18 protein-coding genes and 3 pseudogenes are annotated in these 19416 nt (G+C 38.4%); 7 read left to right on the top strand and 14 right to left on the bottom strand.

The window, feature by feature from the left end:
- Positions 1-8: 8 nt before the first annotated feature.
- Positions 9-689: a DUF1232 domain-containing protein gene (locus LM917_RS10310; RefSeq protein ID WP_232697428.1), complete on the top strand. Its 681-nt coding sequence runs from the start codon at positions 9-11 to the stop codon at positions 687-689.
- 176 nt (positions 690-865) lie between these two features.
- Here the strand turns inward: LM917_RS10310 and LM917_RS10305 are convergent, their stop codons facing one another.
- On the bottom strand, positions 866-1153 hold the full coding sequence (locus LM917_RS10305; protein ID WP_232697427.1) for a twin-arginine translocase TatA/TatE family subunit: 288 nt from the start codon (positions 1151-1153) through the stop codon (positions 866-868).
- A gap of 681 nt (positions 1154-1834) precedes the next feature.
- Between LM917_RS10305 and LM917_RS10300 the strand changes: the two are divergent.
- Positions 1835-1996 (top strand): annotated as a pseudogene (locus tag LM917_RS10300) (IS1595 family transposase); the annotation flags it as partial.
- Between the two features lie 34 nt (positions 1997-2030).
- On the opposite strand, the gene LM917_RS10295 reads toward LM917_RS10300, so the two are convergent.
- The 3 genes from LM917_RS10295 to LM917_RS10285 all read right to left on the bottom strand — a co-directional run bounded on the left by LM917_RS10295 (position 2031) and on the right by LM917_RS10285 (position 4039).
- Positions 2031-2270 (bottom strand): LPXTG cell wall anchor domain-containing protein, encoded by a 240-nt coding sequence (locus LM917_RS10295; RefSeq protein WP_232697426.1) that lies wholly within the window; start codon positions 2268-2270, stop codon positions 2031-2033.
- 70 nt (positions 2271-2340) lie between these two features.
- Complete coding sequence (locus LM917_RS10290; protein WP_232697425.1) at positions 2341-2745, bottom strand: recombinase family protein; 405 nt, start codon at positions 2743-2745, stop codon at positions 2341-2343.
- 385 nt (positions 2746-3130) lie between these two features.
- Positions 3131-4039 (bottom strand): cation diffusion facilitator family transporter, encoded by a 909-nt coding sequence (locus LM917_RS10285; RefSeq protein WP_232697424.1) that lies wholly within the window; start codon positions 4037-4039, stop codon positions 3131-3133.
- A gap of 797 nt (positions 4040-4836) precedes the next feature.
- Here LM917_RS10285 and LM917_RS10280 point away from each other — a divergent pair.
- Positions 4837-6261, top strand: coding sequence for a PQQ-dependent sugar dehydrogenase (locus tag LM917_RS10280; RefSeq protein ID WP_232697423.1), 1425 nt, complete (start codon positions 4837-4839; stop codon positions 6259-6261).
- Positions 6262-6283: 22 nt separating this feature from the next.
- Positions 6284-6510, top strand: a pseudogene (locus tag LM917_RS10275) (hypothetical protein); the annotation flags it as partial.
- A gap of 261 nt (positions 6511-6771) precedes the next feature.
- Here LM917_RS10275 and LM917_RS10270 read toward each other — a convergent pair.
- Complete coding sequence (locus LM917_RS10270; protein ID WP_232697422.1) at positions 6772-7941, bottom strand: MFS transporter; 1170 nt, start codon at positions 7939-7941, stop codon at positions 6772-6774.
- Between the two features lie 125 nt (positions 7942-8066).
- Between LM917_RS10270 and LM917_RS10265 the strand changes: the two genes are divergently transcribed.
- The gene (locus LM917_RS10265; protein ID WP_232697421.1) at positions 8067-8924 is read left to right on the top strand and encodes a LysR family transcriptional regulator; all 858 of its coding nucleotides are present in this window, start codon (positions 8067-8069) and stop codon (positions 8922-8924) included.
- Between the two features lie 222 nt (positions 8925-9146).
- Here the strand turns inward: LM917_RS10265 and LM917_RS24625 are convergent, their stop codons facing one another.
- The 6 genes from LM917_RS24625 to cyoE form a co-directional block, all read right to left on the bottom strand.
- Positions 9147-9725 carry a toxoflavin lyase-like VOC family protein gene (locus tag LM917_RS24625; RefSeq protein WP_232697442.1) on the bottom strand — a complete coding sequence of 193 codons (579 nt, stop codon included), beginning with the start codon at positions 9723-9725 and terminating at the stop codon, positions 9147-9149.
- A gap of 191 nt (positions 9726-9916) precedes the next feature.
- Complete coding sequence (locus tag LM917_RS10255; protein ID WP_232697420.1) at positions 9917-10417, bottom strand: RNA polymerase sigma factor; 501 nt, start codon at positions 10415-10417, stop codon at positions 9917-9919.
- Entirely contained in the window at positions 10353-10556 is a 204-nt protein-coding gene (locus LM917_RS10250) for a hypothetical protein (RefSeq protein WP_232697419.1), read from the bottom strand. Before LM917_RS10250 ends, LM917_RS10255 begins: the two co-directional genes overlap by 65 nt.
- A 196-nt stretch (positions 10557-10752) precedes the next feature.
- Positions 10753-11742 (bottom strand): quinone oxidoreductase family protein, encoded by a 990-nt coding sequence (locus LM917_RS10245; RefSeq protein ID WP_232697418.1) that lies wholly within the window; start codon positions 11740-11742, stop codon positions 10753-10755.
- Positions 11743-11801: 59 nt separating this feature from the next.
- Positions 11802-12404 carry a TetR/AcrR family transcriptional regulator gene (locus tag LM917_RS10240; protein ID WP_232697417.1) on the bottom strand — a complete coding sequence of 201 codons (603 nt, stop codon included), beginning with the start codon at positions 12402-12404 and terminating at the stop codon, positions 11802-11804.
- A 181-nt stretch (positions 12405-12585) separates the two neighbouring features.
- A complete protein-coding gene (cyoE, locus tag LM917_RS10235) occupies positions 12586-13524 on the bottom strand; it encodes a heme o synthase (protein ID WP_232697441.1) in 939 nt (312 codons plus the stop codon).
- A 192-nt stretch (positions 13525-13716) separates the two neighbouring features.
- Here cyoE and LM917_RS10230 point away from each other — a divergent pair, with 192 nt between their 5' ends.
- Positions 13717-14331, top strand: a complete 615-nt coding sequence (locus LM917_RS10230; RefSeq protein WP_232697416.1) for a TetR/AcrR family transcriptional regulator — start codon at positions 13717-13719, stop codon at positions 14329-14331.
- A gap of 97 nt (positions 14332-14428) precedes the next feature.
- Here the strand turns inward: LM917_RS10230 and LM917_RS10225 are convergent, their stop codons facing one another.
- Positions 14429-15217 carry an SDR family NAD(P)-dependent oxidoreductase gene (locus LM917_RS10225; protein ID WP_232697415.1) on the bottom strand — a complete coding sequence of 263 codons (789 nt, stop codon included), beginning with the start codon at positions 15215-15217 and terminating at the stop codon, positions 14429-14431.
- A gap of 79 nt (positions 15218-15296) precedes the next feature.
- Positions 15297-18047: an AfsR/SARP family transcriptional regulator gene (locus LM917_RS10220; RefSeq protein ID WP_232697414.1), complete on the bottom strand. Its 2751-nt coding sequence runs from the start codon at positions 18045-18047 to the stop codon at positions 15297-15299.
- A gap of 174 nt (positions 18048-18221) precedes the next feature.
- On the opposite strand from LM917_RS10220, the gene LM917_RS10215 reads away from it, so the two are divergent.
- Positions 18222-18746 (top strand): 2,4'-dihydroxyacetophenone dioxygenase family protein, encoded by a 525-nt coding sequence (locus LM917_RS10215; RefSeq protein WP_232697413.1) that lies wholly within the window; start codon positions 18222-18224, stop codon positions 18744-18746.
- A gap of 154 nt (positions 18747-18900) precedes the next feature.
- Here the strand turns inward: LM917_RS10215 and LM917_RS10210 are convergent.
- A pseudogene (locus LM917_RS10210) lies at positions 18901-19106 on the bottom strand (alpha-ketoacid dehydrogenase subunit beta); the annotation flags it as partial.
- Positions 19107-19416: the final 310 nt, after the last annotated feature.

Below are 19416 nucleotides of genomic sequence, written 5' to 3'. Positions count from 1 at the left end.
AAAATGATATGATTTTAGACAATAGAGATACGAATCTTGGATCGCTCATAAAGACTGTATTGAAGGAACGTTCGCTATCGATGCGCAAACTTAGTGTTCTTACAGGAATAGATACAGCTACTATTTCACGTATTGTGAATGGGAAACAACGACCAAAACATGAACATTTACAACAGTTTGCATACCACTTAAGCGTTCCCTTGGATAAGTTATTTCAAGCTGCAGGTATTGATCTTGGTCTTGGTAAACCACCGATCGATGATCATACAGGCATACACTCTTCTATTGATACCATTCAGGAAATCCTTGCATCCTCAGATTATTTTGATCATCAATTTACCACGGAGCGAGTTCAGGCGGAGTTAGTCAAGTATGAAAGATATGCATTAACGGAAGAAGGAAAACAAGCCATTGTTAAAGGGTTTCCAGTTAAAATTGAACAAGTAAGTGGAGCAGGACCATTTATTGAACAATTAAGATTCATGTATGAAGAATATTGCATAGAAAATGTAGAAATGACGAGACGTGCGTTACTTGGCAGTGCATTATTGTATTTTGTATTATCGACAGATATCATACCTGATTACATTTTCCCGATTGGTTATCTCGACGATGCGATCGCTGTTCAACTTGTTGTGAAACGACTATCCCAAATGGACAATTCGATACAATCCAATAAAGAGATATAATGTACTTCATTTTTTATAACATAGTGAGTTTTCAAAGAAAAAGGCAAGAACGGTCGTTGACCACTCCTGCCTTTTTGCAATTTATTCTGATAGATGGTCAAAGGAAAACCACCCATAACCAGTTTTTTGTACCTTCAAACGCCTACTGTCTTTCTAGCGATTTTGAGTCATTAGTCTTAAGATAACATCCCTTTTTGACCGTGTTTATCGTCCATTTCCTTTCGTATCTGTTCGCGAACTTCTCTTTCTATTTTCATGCGCAGCTCGTCTTCTAATTGCTTATTAGTACTTTCATCTTTTTTATTCGTAACCGTATCATCACTAAGCATACCTTGAGTTCCCAGCCTAAACTCTTTTAAAGTTGTTCCTACAGCTCTCCCTAACTGTGGAAGTTTTGATGGCCCAAACAGTAATAAACCAAGAATTAGTAACAATAAAATTCCTGTTAGATTAGGTATATGCATGTTTTTCACCCCTTAAAAAATTTTCTCTGATATTATGCCATTGAATTTAGGAATAAATATGAAAAATCGGAATATTAATGATTGGATTTTTTGTATATTCAAGCCTTCATATACCTTTTACGAATTTTACCAGATTATGAATAATGCAAAAATATTGCCGATATATCATGAAATAATTATTTTCACATATTTCATGACATATTGGCAATTTTATATTCCTATTTATTGGAACCTATTTATCAAGTCAATTTCACTAACGGCAAGTGCTTTGCTGAAGTTTCTTCAAAAACTTTTATTAGTTCATATCCTCTAGAGAACTTCCAACTAAGAAGTCCTAATATTGCATATTTAAAAGACTTAAAATCACCTCTAATCGTTATCGATAACGTGAACATAGAAAATGCAATACTCAATATCCTATAGTTTCCTATGTGAATTGATCTCAATACGCACTATTTTGAAGGACAGTACATATAGCAGTTGTTGCAACAATATTCGACTTGTTATCATTCCAATATCCTCCTTATAGTCTTGAAAACAGATAAGGAAAAAATATTGAAATAGGTGTACGTCCATTGAGATCATTTTGACAAAATTGCAACGACTGTTGGGAATTGTCAATAGTAGGATACAAATAATTGATATTCACAAGTATAAAAATGGCGGTTCATATATTATCACTTTCAAGGCGTTGCAACGAAATACTTGGACAACTACCTTTATTGGTTCCGTTGGCTTGAATTAGGGAAAAACTTAGCCTTTGACAATCAAGTTGTACAAATGCTTATTTCATCTTGTCAAAAATCTAATCATACTACTGTCCAAATGTTAAGGAGTGCATAATAAAAGACCCCTATCGAAAGGTCTGAAACACATTCTAAGATTGTACCCTTTTTCTCTTGAAAAGCGACAACATTGCTAATAGCAATAGCACAATTCCAGTAATCATATACCAGCCTTGACCTTCGTAAGATAACATCAAGGTAAGTTCCCAAAAGTTTGACGGACCAGAATTGGCACAACCATTACAGTACGGATAAGCAAATATAAAAGGCAGTATCCCAATGAATGTAACTATTATTCCTAAAAACAATGATAACATAGAGGTTTTTTTCATGTTTTTTCCTCCTGTCTTCTTAGATTTATTTTATCATGATATCTGAATTTTTTAACTTTTTGTTGTTATATTATTTTGTTTTAAAAAGCAACAATTTTTTAGAAAACAGCCTTTCAAAAAGAGGTAACTCGTTTTCGATTTTTACTTGTTCTTTTTTCCATGCTTCATAGGCTTCTTTCTTCTTACGACCACGTTTTTTCGTTTCTTTAACCGATGGTTCCACTTCAACTTCTTCTTTTTGTGGAGCTTGGTCTCGAGCTTCTAGCCGGTCCAATGCTTCCAAGTAGACCAGGTCCCCTTCGCGGATCATCATGCGCATGGCCTGATAGCACAGCCGCTCGAAGTCCTTGCCGCTCTGCTTGTCGACAAATATAAACCGGTCTTCAACGCCCAGCTCCCGAAACTCTACGAGCTGCCGTTCCGGATTTTGGTCTTTGTCCGATACCCGGCCATATGCCAGCTTAAAGCAATCCACTCTCCCCTAAATATGTATCAAAATGTGTACATGCGATTTGATACGTTCCTAAAATCATTTTAGTACATTTTGATACACTTACGTCGCACAAAAAACAGGACGGTTTTCGCCCTGTTAATCATAAAATGAGCTTCCCTTCTCTTAATTGCATCGTTCGCATTTTATTTTTTGACCGGCGAACGTCAGAACGCTCCGCCATTCACAAAGATTTCAAAATGCAAACCTGTGCTTGAGCCGAAAAACTCCGACCACATACCCTTATATGAACGGTACCGCCGCACGCAATGATATACCCTTACGAATTGTCCGTAGCCTACAAACCCATCATACCGAGGCGCTCCTTTTTTACAAAAGCTATTTTTCCTTTTATTCCTTCATACCCCGGTTACTGGTTTTCTTTACCGTTCTGTTCATACCATGGATTTAAGTGAACCAAGACTTCTTCGACATCTGGATGATGATTCATGATCGATTGTTTAATATGCCTGGAAATATCATGTCCTTCTTGAACGCTAAATTCTGCAGGAACTCCAACTCTTACATCAACGATGATGTAATGACCGTGTTCTCTTGCTCGAATTCGGTCGATGCGCTTTACTTCCGGAACCGACTGAACCAAATTAATGAAATCATTCATTTTGTCCGAATCGACATTCTTTTCCATCAAAACATCAACCGATGTCTTCCCCATATGGATAGCCAACTTTAACACAAAATAAGCGACGACGATTCCCGCAATTGGATCTCCATAGGATAACAAAGAAATATGATAATAGTCACCAATCATGGCTAAACCGATACCGATTACCGCCGCAATCGAAGCATATACATCAGCAAGATGATCATAGGCCGTTGCGATCAAACCATTACTTTTTGTTTTTTTCCCAATTGACATCGTATAGACGTATAGAACTTGCTTCAAAACCAATGAAAATGCAGCTGCAATCAGGGCAATCAAGGTTGCTTTGTGTGGAGGTTCAAAGAGAACCGTTACAGAATGGTATCCCATGTAAATCGCAGCCAACGCTAAGATAATGGCAACAATACCCGCACCAACAACTTCTGCCTTTCCGTGTCCATAAGGATGATCTTCGTCGGGAGGTTGTTTAGATACACGCATGGAACTGAGTGCCGCTCCCGTTGCAACCACATCTCCTGCGTTGTGAATGCCGTCCGCAATTAATACTGGACTGTTAAATAATAAACCTACCATAAATTTGATAGCGGTTAAGACGATATTGCTGAGTAAACTGATCCATATGGCAAAAGCTGATTGTTTGTTTTCCTTACTCATAACTTACTCCTCCTGCCAAAACTTCTGCCTAGAGAAAATAAAAACTCTTGACCAGTCGGTTATGGGCCGGGCAATTTTTTTATTATGGATAAAAATACAATATTCATCCAAGATCGATCACCACATTCTTGTGAAATAGACATACATCGTTCCACATATTAAGGCTGGCCCCAACCTACCTGTCATCGCCGTGAAAGGATCGAGCCAGTTAAATATAAGATTAGCTCCACATATAATATCTGATGAACATCATGTGGGTCTAGAGAAAAAGTCTTGTCAATGGTTAATTAGCTTTACGCCTACCAAGTCTTTTTGACTCCTCTAAAAATTTTTCTAATAGGAAAAATAAGACAGACCGAAAAGACCCACTCCTTCCAGTGGACCTTTTTTGTGTTCTTAGAAGTATCTTTTCTTCCATACTTACTAAGGCTTTAGCCGTTTCGTGACAAACATGGATTTCCATAGAATGATTTCATACATAGCTATAGTTAGAAAGGAGCAAACCATGAAAATTCCTGCTACCGGATTCGTCATGGATTCTGGAGATGACGATGCCCAACATTCGCACAAGCTATGAAGGACGTACTCCTCTCCGTACGTCCTTTAACTGCCTGAGATCGCATCGGTTAGCATTCGAATCGATATATTTTAAGGATCTCCATAGTCTTGATTATTGGTCGGGATATATGGGATATGTTGTTCCTGTGTAAGGCGATTCCGTAGGAGCCCTGGGTATTAATAAAAAATTCTATTCATATTCTTATAAATGAAAACAATAAAAAGGATGGTAAAGTTAATTGATAAAAGTTAGAGTTAGTTTGCGGCCCATTGTTAGTAAGCTAAATTTACCTACTGTTTTAAAAACAACTATACTTCCGGGTGACTCAACCGAAAGATTATTTATTGCAACCCAGGTAGGAGAGATCTTTTACATAGGAAACGGAGTTATAGGGACTTTTTTAGATATTCGCCCGCGAATCATAAAACTAGGTGTTTCTAGTGGTGGATATGATGAACGGGGATTGATAGGGCTAGCATTTCATCCCGAATTTTATTATAATGGTCTGTTTTATCTCCATTATTCAGTAGCTGGAACCCAAGGTCCAGGTGCTCTTCCAGGTGCTTTTGAATCTTTTAAGCCTAACCCGTGTGATTCTAGAACCTTAAACCTAAAGTGGATAAATAGAGAAATTCAATATGATCATATTGATACAGTTGAAGAATGGATTCTACAATCGAATGGTCAACCTCAAAAACGACGGACATTACTTAGTATAAGAAGACCATTTTTAAATCATAATGGCGTCAATAGCCTAAACTTTTCACCTGAAACAGGAAAACTTGTTTTAACAACCGGAGATGGCGGATCAGGCTATGATCCATTTAATTTAAGCCAAGATGATATGGAAATCGCAGGTAAAATAATTGAAATTGATGTAGTTACGAATACATTTATCGATAATCCACCCGTAGTTACACGTTTTAATGAGCTACCCGTACCTATTCAGGAAACGCTTACGGTAATTGCTAAAGGAGTTCGCAATATACCAGGCATTTCATTTCAAAGGTTTTATAATCAGTATATCAAATACGTAGGAAATGTCGGACAGGATCTCGTAGAGTCGATTTTTTCATTCATTCATTATAAACCAATACCGGTTACTCAGCTTATTCAAGCTTCTTTAATGAAATCAGAACCTGACCAAGAAGGATTTATTAACTTTGGCTGGCGAGGGTGGGAAGGTGCTTTTCCTACTTCGATAATAACAGGCTGCTCTGCAAATCCAGCTTTGAATGAGAAAACAATTGCTTATTACGATGAAGCAGTAAAAACTTCAGTGCGACGTCTTCAGCCTCTGACAAGTTATTTTCATGAAGATCCCCGAACCGATAAGTTTAGAGCAACTGCACTTACAGGAGTCCAGCCATATATGGGAAATGAAATCCCCGATTTATCGGGAAACGTTGTGTTTACCGATCTAGCTCGGTATAAAGAATCTCAACTTCCGGTTAGAGGGGCTTTAGCTTATACCAGGGTAAGAACAGATTGTAAACTAAATGATTTTAATGTTATTGAAACCAATTATAATTTTGGGTCCGGGTCAGCTTATTATGTTAGTTTGGGAACGAATCTGAATCAAACCAGACTATATTTAGGGGTTTATGGCTCTATGAAAGTGGCTGATTCTAACCAAGGTACTGTTTTTGAAATTGTTCCATGATTCATAACTATAAAATTCAACTCCACCAATTGAAATTAAGTCATTTAAACAAGCTTCGGAAAATAAAGCGCTGCGTTTTGTAAGAACATGTTATGATCACCTTGCGGGAGCATTAGGAAATGCCTTCTAGAAAGACTATTAGAATTAAATTAGATACAACGTTTGCCTAAAACACGAGCAATAATGATCACTTCTGACGGAAAAAAGGGAATAAAAGAAACATTTTCTTTTGATTTTACAAACAACTAAGTTTATAATATAAAACAGCCGATTTAGCCTTAAAGTGGATAAATCGGCTGTTTTATGTTGAAATTTGCTTAACGTGTTTTCCCCCCGAATTGCTGGAAACACACCTATATAGACTGAACTATATGCTACAAAATACTTATGATAATGAAATCTTTTTTAAGAATAGACGTCTTTACGTGAAAGTGGAAATTAGATGCAATTGCACAAATATTGCTTGAAGCAATCAATTCAATATGTGGATCTGAATCCATTGAACTTGTATTACTTATCGAGTATTCGATTCGTATGAATTATACTAAAATTGTTTTTCATACTATAAAACTGCAAGCTTAGAGAGATTCCCATAGAAAAAATGGCAAAATAGATTAATGACATAGTACCCATTCCCATGGATATGACAATTCCTCCTAGTGTTGCCCCCATTGCACTTCCTAAGTAATTCATTGAGCTATGTAAAGCAACTACAGCACTTCCCTGCTTAGGTTGATAAGAAAGCAAAATATGTTGCTGTGGTGCTTGAGATGCCCATCCCATTGCTCCCCATATGAAGAACGGTACATATTTTACCATTGATAATTGTATCACAAGAGGAATACATATGATTGAACCTGTCAATGTAAGTAAAATCATTACCGTCAATACTTTAGGTTTCTTAAAATAGTCAAGTAAATATCCAATTAAAAAGCTGCCGAATAATCCTCCTAGACCCCAAGACCATAGATAGATTGTGATATCTTTCGTAGAAGTAAGTTCTTGTAATAGCGGAGACAAATACGTATATAATCCTAAACTTGCTATACTTGCAAAGAATGTAATTAAGACTGTTACAGTAACCCTTTTATCAATAAACATTGCCAGTCTTTCTCTAATTGCAGGTGGGGCACTAACAGGAATGTGAGGCAAGAACTTCAAAATAGTTATAGCGGCAATGCCACTAAGTATAACTACAACCCACATAGCAAATTGCCACGTAAAAATGCTAGCAATATACAGCCCTATGGGAACACCTAGTACAGTGCCCATACTCATGCCTCCAATTGTAAGACCCATGGCTCTCCCTTTTTTATCAATTGGTACTAACATGGTAGATCCCGCTACAGCTAATGGTGAAAATAAACCCGCACCAATACCAGCGATGGCCCGTGAAATGAGAAATACAGAAAAATTAGGTGATAATGCACTTAGAGCATTAGCAATTCCAAAGATTAACATAGATATCAAAAGGACTTTTTTTATTGGTCTTCCAGTAAGGATAGATGCGAACAAGGGTGCTGATATTGCATAAAACAGAGTGAATATACTTACAGCCTGTCCGACCTGATAAGCACTTTTATTGTATGTTTCACTTATTCCAGGTATCAATCCTGCAATGATATATGCATCGAATCCTAACGCAAACATGCCTATTGCCAAAAACAATACTCTTTTCATTAATAAACACCTCTTTGTCTTGAATGTTCCCTTTATCATAATCACCAACTATGTTAACGTTAGTATATAAAACTTACTTGACTAAATAAAATTAATAATTTAAATAGTTAGGATGAAAAAAATTCATGAGTATTGTAAAATACGAGATTTTCGAGGAAGTCATAAAAACTGGAAACTTTACAAAGGCTTCCGAAAATTTAAACGTTACGCAGTCAACCGTCAGTCATGCTATTTCAAATTTGGAAAAAGAATTGGGAATTACTTTATTTATAAGAGAGGCTCGAAAAATCCATTTAACGCCAGATGGAGCTAAAGCATATGAATTCATCCATGAAATTCTTAATCTAAATCGGAAATTGCTTCATACAAATTTCTCTGCTTCATCACAGTATCCAAGGGTTATTACGATTGGCTCATTCTCGAGCATCAGCAATTATGTTCTACCTCAAATTATTAAACAGTTTAACCATTTATATCCATTTATTAAAATTGTGGTATTCGAGGGAACATATGATGAAATAGATAATTGGATAAGCGAAAAAGTTATAGATATAGGTTTTACAATCTCTCAAAATCCTGATTTTATTTCTATACCTTTTCTGAAAGATGAACTACTTATCGCATCCTCAACGAACATAAAAATTGATAGTAGTGACTTTTCATTGCGTGAATTTTTCGCATCAAATAACATTATTATGCCGACAGCTTCTTACCGTACACAGATTGAAGAATTTTTTAACAATCACGAAATTATCCCTAATGTTCATTCTTATATTAGTGATTGTAGTACGATAGCAAAAATGATTAGCTTAGATATAGGAATTTCTATAGGTCCAAAATTATCTCTAAAAGCATTTGATTATATAAAACTGCATGAACTTCCAGATAAACACTATAGATATGTGTATATATCCCATCTTACTCATTTTGAGAATGGACATTATGTTAAAGAATTTATAAAAACAGCAAGGGAATTTGTATAATTCCCTTGCCACCACCTTTATCCCATCTATTACATCCACTTTGTTCGACGAACCTTTTTCGTAGACTCTTTAAATCAATTATCTGCTTTCAATACACGATCCATAAAAAAAAGAAAGCAATGTCACATATTATGATGACATTGCTTTCGATTGTTTTTTTCTTAGATAAATCTTGGGGATCATTTATTCTTGCTTTATTCTTGCTTTATTCTTGCTTTATTCTTATAGATTACTTACTACTCCTCTATCTGTATGAATAGTTACGGGAGCTGCTATAGCACCTTTTGTTGAAAATAGCCATCTTCTTCCTAATGGACCTAAAATGATAAAGGAACCATCTTCATACTCACCCATAAAATTCAGATAAGTATTATACGACAAATCCTCATTATCCCTAACAGGAATGCCTATTTTTTGCATCTGCTCGGCATATTCACTAATTTTATTTGTGGATAACCCGATTTCACTTATACATAGGACGTTGTTTGTTGAAAAATCGTGATCAATGGAAGTAGGGGATGTTTCTCTTCTCGAAATATACTCGACTATATTGCCTGCGGGATCTTCAAAATAACACGAATTAGCCTGTGTTCTTCCATCAAAATCAACTTCATCTATTCCATCTTCTTTTAGAAGTTTCACTCTCTCTGATAGCCATTCTTTTGCCTGTTTGAATAAATTCCTATGAATATTAAAGGCAAAATGATAGTAGTAGTATTTATTCTTATCATCTTTTATTAACTCAAGTTCACTCTCACCTATTTGAAATGAAGCGCTATGTTCGGTATGTGATAATAGTATGAATTGAAGAGTATCCTGATAAAATTGAACAGTCTTTTCAAAGTTGGAAATATATTTATTTCGACTTTACTAATCTTCATACATACTACCTCCCTTAAAATATTGAGATAAAAAATAACTACCCACTTTTATTCTACAGAAAATTCAAGATATAATCAAAATCTTCCCTATAAAATAATGATCCCCAATTGCTACTTTGCCATCGTGGATTGGCTATCCAAGAACGAAAGTCCTACCTTACTTCCTATGCTTCCCACCTGACATAACCCATAATTTATGAGAAAGCAGAAAAACCACCCTTTAAGTCGGAATTTTGCAGCCGTGCGCTCGTATTTTTTTCTAAGATTGGCACTTTTTTTATTAAGAATTAGACAGATTTCCTGATAACTTTTTTCCTCTACACAGCGCAAAATAAGCAAATTTCGTTCTTCAGCCGATAATCTGGACATTGCCTGGTGCACGAATTCATCAAAATAATTGTCTTCAATCTGTTGATCTACATGCTTATTCTGCTTCTCATCTCGATAAAAGAATGGCAAGTATCTCGCCAATTTTCGCTTTCGAATCACATCAACACATTGATTATAGGCAATCTTATACAACCAAGCTCCAAACGGTATTTTCTGGTTATATTGATGTAAATAACGAAATGCCTTTAAAAAAACTTCCTGCCCCACTATCTTCAGCTTCATAATGATTGCCTAGCATATGATAGCAATAGTGAAAAATCGATTTTTGGTAGATTTGCATGATTTTCTCGAATTTTTCAATACCACCTTCCAGAACGTCAGCAATATTTTGACGTAGATCAGCATCATCCAATCCACTCACTTCCTTTCACCCTATACAACGAATGATCTGCACCTAAATGTAACATGTAAAATAGATTTTTTACATAACGAATAACAAAGGACACACGTAACGCATGTCCCTTGTTATTCGCTATTATTAAAATCAGATTGGAATCGTTTGCCATCCAACACTTTTCCATTTTAACTAATAATACAACTTATGCACCCTTTAATTTTTACGGCAGCAAGACTACTGTTCCAACAGTTTGACGAGATTCTAGCAGACGATGGGCTTCAACTACATGATCCAGCGGAAAAATATGTTGTACAACAGGATTTAGCTGCCCGGTAGAGATTAATTGATACAGATGTTCTAATCCAGATTTCGCTATGTCAGGAAAGCTGGTTAGAAAATGTTCAATGTTGAATCCTACAATAGACTTATTTTTCAGTAATTTTACTAGATTGACTTGATCCCACTTTTCATTTGAGGCGCTTGCAGAACCGAAATAAATGAGACGACCAAAAGGCCGTAGTACATAGAGGCTACCTTTCAATATGTCTCCTCCCACCATCTCTAATATGATGTCTACACCCTTTCCTTCTGTATGTTCAAGTACTTTTTGAGTCCAGTTCGGGTCACGATAGTTAATGACTACATCGGCACCTAATGACTGAGCCAATTCTAACTTAGCTGGTGTACTTGCTGTTGCAATTACCTTGCCAGCCTTAAATGCTTTGGCTAATATAGCTAAACTACCGACACCACCAGCTGCAGCATGAATTAACACTGTATCCCCTGCTTGCATTCTCCCCGCACTCTTCAAAGTATGATAAGCTGTTTGCCCTTGTGTTAAGAGTGCTGTCGATTGCGTAGGAGTAATTCTTTCTGGAGAAGGAAGTAGCAAAAAAGAGGGAACTACGACATATTCCGCATAAGAGCCTGACGGTACTTGTGAAATTACATTCGTTCCTATTTTTATATCAGTAACACTTTCACCAATTTCTACTACTCTTCCCGCAACAACACCCCATTGACCTAAAACAGCCGGTAGTAGCTGTGGATATGGATAGGTACCTCTTCGTATCTGAACCTCAGCATAATTGAGACCGATTGCTTGTACTTGGATTAGTACTTCATTAGCTCCAACAATTGGTTTTTGTACTTCTACCACCTTTAACACTTCTGGACTACCGAACTCATATAGGTGAACAGCTTTCATCATACTATTTCACTCCCAGTTAAATTAATAGTTGAGTGAACATCTATAAAAATGCAAAAATATTATTTTGCTCCCACTAATCGAAGCGCTCCGTCAGCCATGGTAGCAAAAATAACAGGTTGATTATGTATTCTTGCCATTAAAGAAGTTCCTTCCGTGTAGCAAAGTAATGCTTTTGCTGTATCAGGCACCTGTTCTTTTGAGATCGTAAGTAGTCCTTGATTATTTGCTTCCATAATCCATTCTTCAAAGTAATTAGTAAGAAAAGAAAAAATCTCGATAACCTTATCATTAATAACCGGATCTTGCGTAGCAAGTTCTCCTCCGAGTAAAGCAAATGTACAACCCAAAACTGGTTTCCCTTCATTACTACGATACGAATGTAAATGATATGTACGCATGAAAAACTCGTGTATTTTTTGCAGAGGATTAAGTTCTGAATTTTGGATTGGCTCAATGATGAATATCATTGTATTCTCCCACGTTTTCTCCAACACAGTGAGTACCAATTGTTGTTTTGAAGGGAACAAGTAATAGAAACTACCAGGCTTAATCCCTGCTACGTTACAAAGTTCTTGAACTCCAACACCATTATATCCACGTTCAGGTATTAATTGAGTTGCCGTTTCCAACAACCGTTCTCTTGCGTCACTTCTTCTGCCCATTCACCGATTCACCCCTTTATAGATGATCACTCAAATACATAATATTCTATAATTTCTCTGTTATCAACTAAAAATTCTGAATATTATATTCTCAAAAAAGGTGTAATGAATGGAGGGCTATCTTGGCAATAGCTCTATAACATCCATTACACCTTACTCATGAGGAAAATCTACCTCGCCATTATAGATTAGTCATTCCGAAGAAAATTCCAATAAGAGAATATAGAATGACCGTTAAAAACAAAACGGTAGTATAAATAAGTGAGAAAATAAACATTGATTTTGCCCATTTCTCAGAATCCATCTTTTGATACCCAAAAATACATAAAATGAACCACATCAAACTTAATAGAAATGCTACAAGCATAAGCACAAAACTCAAAGAATAAAAAAGAAGGCTTGATAAAAGTAAAATGATTAAATAAATGTTCGTTTGTATATATGTTCTTTTAAAACCTTTGACAACTGGTAACATTGGAATCTTTGCAGCCTTATACTCATCGTGCTTACGGATAGCTATGGCATAGAAATGAGGCATTTGCCAAATTACTGTAATGATAAAAAGTCCAATAATAGCGGGATGTGTGATATCTGGATAAATAGCTGCCCACCCAATAAGAGGAGGCATTGCTCCAGAAATACTCCCAATCTCCGTATTATAAATTGTTCTTCTTTTACTCCATATGGTATAAGGGAAAATATAAAAAAATAAACCTATTAATCCTAATAGTGCTGCTAAAGGTGTAGCAAACGCTAATAGCATTAGACCCAATATAGTCATGAAGATAGCGAGTTGTAATACTTTCTTTAGCTCTATGTCTCCTGTTACAGTTGGTCTACTTTTTGTGCGCTCCATTACGGAATCAATATCCCGATCATATAAATTATTGAACGCTCCTGCTGCACCAATAACTAAAAATGAACCAATAATTGCAAAAATTATTTCCGGAATTTTCTCGAAAGGGCTAATGTGATTCGTGTATAAGGCCAACGTCAATCCAGCAAACATGGCAAGTAGATTGGATTTAATGATTCCCATCTTAATAGTTTCGGCTATTATGTTTGAGACCGTTTTTTTCGACATAGGTTGAGAGAATTTTTGAACACTTTTATCTTTCATTTGATCACTATGCAATATTACTATCATTCCTTTTCCCTATTTGGATTAAGCTTCATCGAAACTTTTTGATCCTAGCGTTATTATGTATCCTAATGTAAATACTATACAGAACATATATACTAATAAGTATTTAAATGATTACTGGTATCTTAATATTATGTGTTATTATTGTCAAGAAAGGGAGGAACGTTTGTGGTCAAACGAAGATTAAATCAAAAGGAGCGTAAAGAGGAAACGCGACAAATGCTCCTGGAATCAGCAGCGGAAACTTTTGCTCAACTTGGTTTTCATGGAGCTTCTGTCGATAAGATTGCGGAGTCGGCCGGATTTAGCAAAGGAGCTGTTTATGCCCATTTTAAATCTAAAGAAGAGTTGTTTCTTGCTTTATTAAAACAACAAATAGAAACGCAAATAAGTATCATCAGTGATGTATGGGGCGAGTACCAATCATTCGATCGCTTTATCGAAAAAATGGAAGATTATTTCTGTTCTGCTAGGCAAAAAAACCGTGCATGGGGTTTACTTAGTATGGAATTTTTATTATCTGCTATGCGCGATGAATCGGTGCGCGAGAAATGGGCTACTCTTATATTAGAATCGGTAGAAATAATTTCTGGAATTATTGAGAAAATGATGATGGAAGAAGCTCATGAACCTACTCTATCTGCTGAAGAATTAGCTTGGACAATTTTATCATTAGAAAACGGCATGGCCATATTTTATTATATTATCGAAGACAAAACTCCCCCTAATTTATACGGAAAAGCTCTGAAAAAAATGCTTCATCCCCACCACCATGAAGTATAGAAATTATACTGTTAAGTATCTATATTTAGAAATAATATTTTTATTCTGAATGAAAAAAGCCCGATAATCAATATTATCGGACTATCATTGATTGAGTTCACTCTCGCAAAGCTTCCAGCATGACACGATCCATATCATTCATCAAACTAAACCCTCCGTCAACCACTACCGTGCTGCCAGTCACAAAATCTGCATCTGGTTGTACGAACATGGACACTACCTTGGCGATATCCTCCGGGTCCCCTATTCTTTTAACGGGTGTGGCCTGGGACAGGCGTTCTTCCGCCATTGATAGTATCCCTTGTGTTAGTGCCGAGCGAATTACTCCGGGCTTGATCGCATTGACCGTAATCTGATAACTGGCCAGTTCTTTTGCCGCTGCTTCCGTCAAGCCGACAATCGCGTACTTAGCTGCTCCATAGTGGGCAAACCCTGCAAGAGAGGTTTCTGCTGCCAGAGAAGACATGTTGATCACTCTGCCATACTGATTTTTCATCATCAGTTTGGCCGCCTCGCGCAGGCAGTAAAAGGAGCCGTGTACATGGATGTTGAACATCTGCATCCATTCCTCGTCCCGCATGTGCACGAGAAGTGCCGGATTCCCAGCAATTCCTGCATTATTGATCAGGATATCTACTCGCCCACACTCTTCTTCAACGTTTTCAAAAAAACGTTTAACTGCTGTTGCATCAGACACATCTAGTCGATAGGCAGTGGCTTGTTCATCCTTTTGCCTGATTTCTGTGGCGACCCGGGAAGCATTTTCTTCCTGAATGTCCGTAACCCATACATGTGCTCCCTGGCTGCTCAATCGGTGGGCAATCGCCCTGCCAATCCCACTGCCCCCTCCGGTTACTACCGCTATTTGACCTCGTAATGCATGCATCTTCGTCAGCTCCTTAATCCATCATTAAGATAACGCTTTCAAAGATACAGTTGCAATCTTACAGTACTCTTACCAATTCTCATTTCTTTCTTACAGCATGATGCAGACCATTTGGAAAAGAGTCCATTGTCATCGGGATGCCCAGCTCGTCCTCCAGATGCTTTTTCGCTCTTGCATAGACGCTTTGAGCTTTGACAACAAGCTTTTCCTCAAGCAAGCGCGCAGCATATTCTTGGTAAATGTGCTCGCAATACGGGTCTACCGCCAAAATTTTGTCATAGTAGTACATACCCTGTTCAAACTGTCGTAGCTCCCAATAATACCTCGCGATTCTCTCCAGCATGTGGAGATAGCAGACACGTAGTTTCTCTCTCTCAACCTCAAGAAAAGTTTGATAGGGGAAATCTCTAGCAAAATCCCCTTGGTAGCAGGCTTCGGCTCTTTGGAGCTGGTCGAGTTTTTTGGTAGATAGACTGGATTCTTTCACTTCAGTCCATTGGAGAAAATCATCTGCATCTACATGTACTTGCTGTGTGGACAGAAAATAGTTGTTTCCTTGTTGTTTGATGTAGGTTGAGTTGCGACCAAAATCCAGCTCTGGCTCCAAGCTTTTGCGCAGGATTGACAAGGAAACGTAAAACTTGTTCTGGGCCGTAGCCATCCCATCTTCAGGAAACAATTCTTCCATGATGTAATCCTTTGTCAGCATTCTTCCCCGATGAGTCAGCAAGAGAAGAAATAAATACAAACTAGATTTTCTTGTGATCTTGATCCATGAGTCGCCCCTACGTAACTGTAGCTCGCCTAGGATCTTGATGGTGAGTGGTTTAGACTGCGTAGCAGATCCTCCACTCTCTAACAAGGTTTCAGCGCTTTGCTTGCGAGTCAATTTTTGTAGCCATTCCCCGATGACTTGGTTTAGGTAGGTATACTTTCGAAAGTACCGCTGGGATGCGCGCAAGCTTTCTTCTGCTAAATCAAGTTGTTTCGCATGTAAAAAAGTGATTCCCAGCTCCTTGTTCGCCCAGCCCATGTCCGTATCAATCCGGAAACGAGAGGCATGCGCTACCGCTTTCTGCCCCCACTCGATCGCTAACTCATAATCTTGACGCTGCCGGTACAGCTTGCCCATCGAGCTGTAGGGAAATGCTTTGGATGCTTCATCGCATGATTCTGATACGGCAATCGCTTGTACAAGAAAGATTTCCGCCGATTCAGGCTCGTTTGTTTCCAGTAATACCTCTGCCAAACTCCACAAGCCATGCATCAGCACATGCGGTGGAATGACATGCAACTCTGAGTACGAGAGGGACTGGCGCGCGTAGCGAATAGCATCGGAATGATTGTCTTGGAACCGGTAAATTTGCGAAGCCATAGACAGATTCAAGGCAACAAGCGAAAAATCTTGTGCATGTTCCGCACCTTTAGCGGATGAGTGGAATAACGCGAGTGCACGGTTGAGATCCCCACGATAAAAATGAATGTTGGCCAACCGATGTTGAAGATGAGCTGCCATACTATTTTTTGTCTGTTTTCGTTCGATGCCTTCTTCTAGTACTAGGATGAGCTCCTCTAGTATTTCGAGCGGAACACAGCGAAACAAGAACAAACTTGTGGTAGCAAGGGAATGATCAGGTGATAACGACTCCAACGCTCCGTCCACAACATGCAAAAACCATTCAGGTCGATAACGATTCACCATCATCCTCATCAGTCTTGCTGCCTCTAGATATTTATTTCCCCAGGTGTAATGAACGAATGCCCGTAAAAGCTGGTGATTCTTTTCATAAATCGCTCCCAACTGGGCATGCTTCTGATTCAAATCTGCCTGACTGCTCTCGCTCTTTAGTTTTTGATACAAAAATACCTTGAATAGCTGATGATAGCGAAAAGCTCCTCGGTGATCCCTATAAAGAAACAGATGATGTTCCTGCAAGTGATCTACCTTTTTCTGTGCATCTGACATTTCCAGCCACTGGTTAATAATCGCTGGATCAAGTTCTTCGATCAGGCTAGTGTGGAGCAGAAAGTACTGGAGGTCATCAGGTTGCTGTCCCAGTACCTCCGTCACTAAATAGCTGTAGATATCCTCTGTGACTCCCATGTGCGTAATGAAATGCTTTCGTTGCAAATGATTCAGACTCTTCAATACATCCCAAAGCAACACGAGACTGGCTGCCCAGCCTTCAGTCTTGTGTAAGATCAACTGAATTTCCTCTGAAGACATGTCCAGATCAAATAGTTCTCGGAAAAAAGCCTTTGTTTCTTCTCTGTCGAAAGCCAAATCGTGCGAGGATAATTCAGCTAAATGCTGGCTAAGCTTCAACTGAACCAGTGGAAGATCCGGCTTCATTCGGCCGTTTACGATGAAGGTGACGAAGTTTGGAGCTGATTGAAGCAACGCTACCATGATCCGCCTAATTTCCACTTGTTCTTTCAGATGATGGTAGTCTTCCAGTACAATCAAAAGACGTTTATCCAGAGCATTCATCTGCGCCACAACCTGCTCAAGTACCTGCGCAATGTTATCTGTCTTATTAACTTTTTCCTTTTTCATCCTTTTGCATGCCAGGTGAGAGTTTAGGCCTGCGTGCAGGTACGTTAAAAAAACAAGGGGATTTCGATCGGATGCTTCCAATCGGTACCACACTGCTGAAATCCTTTTTTCTTTTAAATAACTGAATACGAGTGTCGTTTTGCCATAGCCACCCTCGCTCGTTATGGAGATAAGGGATTTGTGGAGATGCTGGTCAAGGTAACGGAACAGCCGCTCTCGTGCAAGATATTTCATCATCTCTGGGGGACTCAGCTTAGATTCGAAAATCTTCATCATGACCTCCCTTATAAATGTTTTAATTTTTTTGATATTACAGAAAATTATACCGTCTCCTCCATAAGAAAAGAAGCATTAGTAAGAAAACCCCATTACTCTGTAAGATTTTTGTAAGATCGTCCGTTTACAATTACTTAAGGTATAGAAAACATAAGTAGGAGGACGATCCACATGTCAAAAAATCAAAATGAAACAAAGCAGTTCCATCCTTTGTATTGGATGAAAAACCCTGGAATCACTCCAAAAGGGGATCGACGCGACTTCATCAATCCGGAGTGGATACCGTGGACAGATTGGTTGATGCCTGGAACTTACTTCAAGCTCCTCTTTTGTGATCTCGTCTCAGGCAATTTTACCTTGCTGCTCAAGGTAGACCCCGACACGAAAGCAGCTGTACATTGGCATCTCCACAACACAGAAGCGTATATTATCGAAGGCGGATTTTATTACGATGATGGTGACGACAAAGGGTATGCAGGTTACTATACCTGTGAATCCGCAGGCGCTATCCATGAACCGTTTACTTCACCTGAGGGAGTGACTATGCTCGCCATTTCGCATGGACCAATTGGAGGGTACACTGACGATGGACAACTCGCGCTCATGGCAGATGCGCGTCTCCATTACCTCATGGCACGTGAAAACGGTGCAGTTGAACATACGACATTGGTCGATTATACACACGGCTCACTTTAATTCACTTATAAATCGAACCTGTAACCTACTCTGTCCGATTTAAGAATGGCATGATGCTCTCTACCAATCAGAAAGGCTTTCACTCACCAGTAGATCGAGTGAGTGAAAGCCTTTTTTGCGATCAAAAGTGACAAGTTTTCGTTTTTAGGTTGTATTCACGAATCGCTGAGAGTAAGAGTCCCTTCGCGTCATAAGGTATAGAAGGAATACCCACCTTCAATCCGGGAGAATTGGCAAACAGGGCTTCTAAACTATCAGAGTCCAGCTCCGGTGTAGCACTCCGCCACCAAAAGGGCTGCGAATCAACAGAGGTGCCGTATATCTGCCAGCAGATCGAAATCGGATACGGGCAGCCTGAGCGGGGCGCATTCCATTCACTGCTCATCCAGCGCGTCCAACATATTCATCTGGTGAATCAAGCCACTGGTCTCCTAATTCATCGGAAAATATCGTTTTCACAATGACACTATAGACAAACTCCTCAATTAGTGTGGAATACGTAATCGGCTTGATGATGTCTTCGATTTCTTGCTATGAATTGGTTTTACATAGCTACATCTACTTTGTGCGAATATGGCCATACCCTTTTATAGAATTTCATTTTCCTGCTTTAATCGGAGCATTTCTTTCTGCATAGCAACAACTTCTTTAGGTGTAATCATTTGTTCCC

Origin of the sequence: Brevibacillus daliensis (assembly GCF_021245735.1) — a bacterium.
Taxonomy (GTDB): domain Bacteria; phylum Bacillota; class Bacilli; order Brevibacillales; family Brevibacillaceae; genus Brevibacillus_B; species Brevibacillus_B daliensis.
The sequence above is the reverse complement of the archived record's forward strand: the minus strand, read 5'-3'. Positions and strand labels throughout refer to the sequence as shown.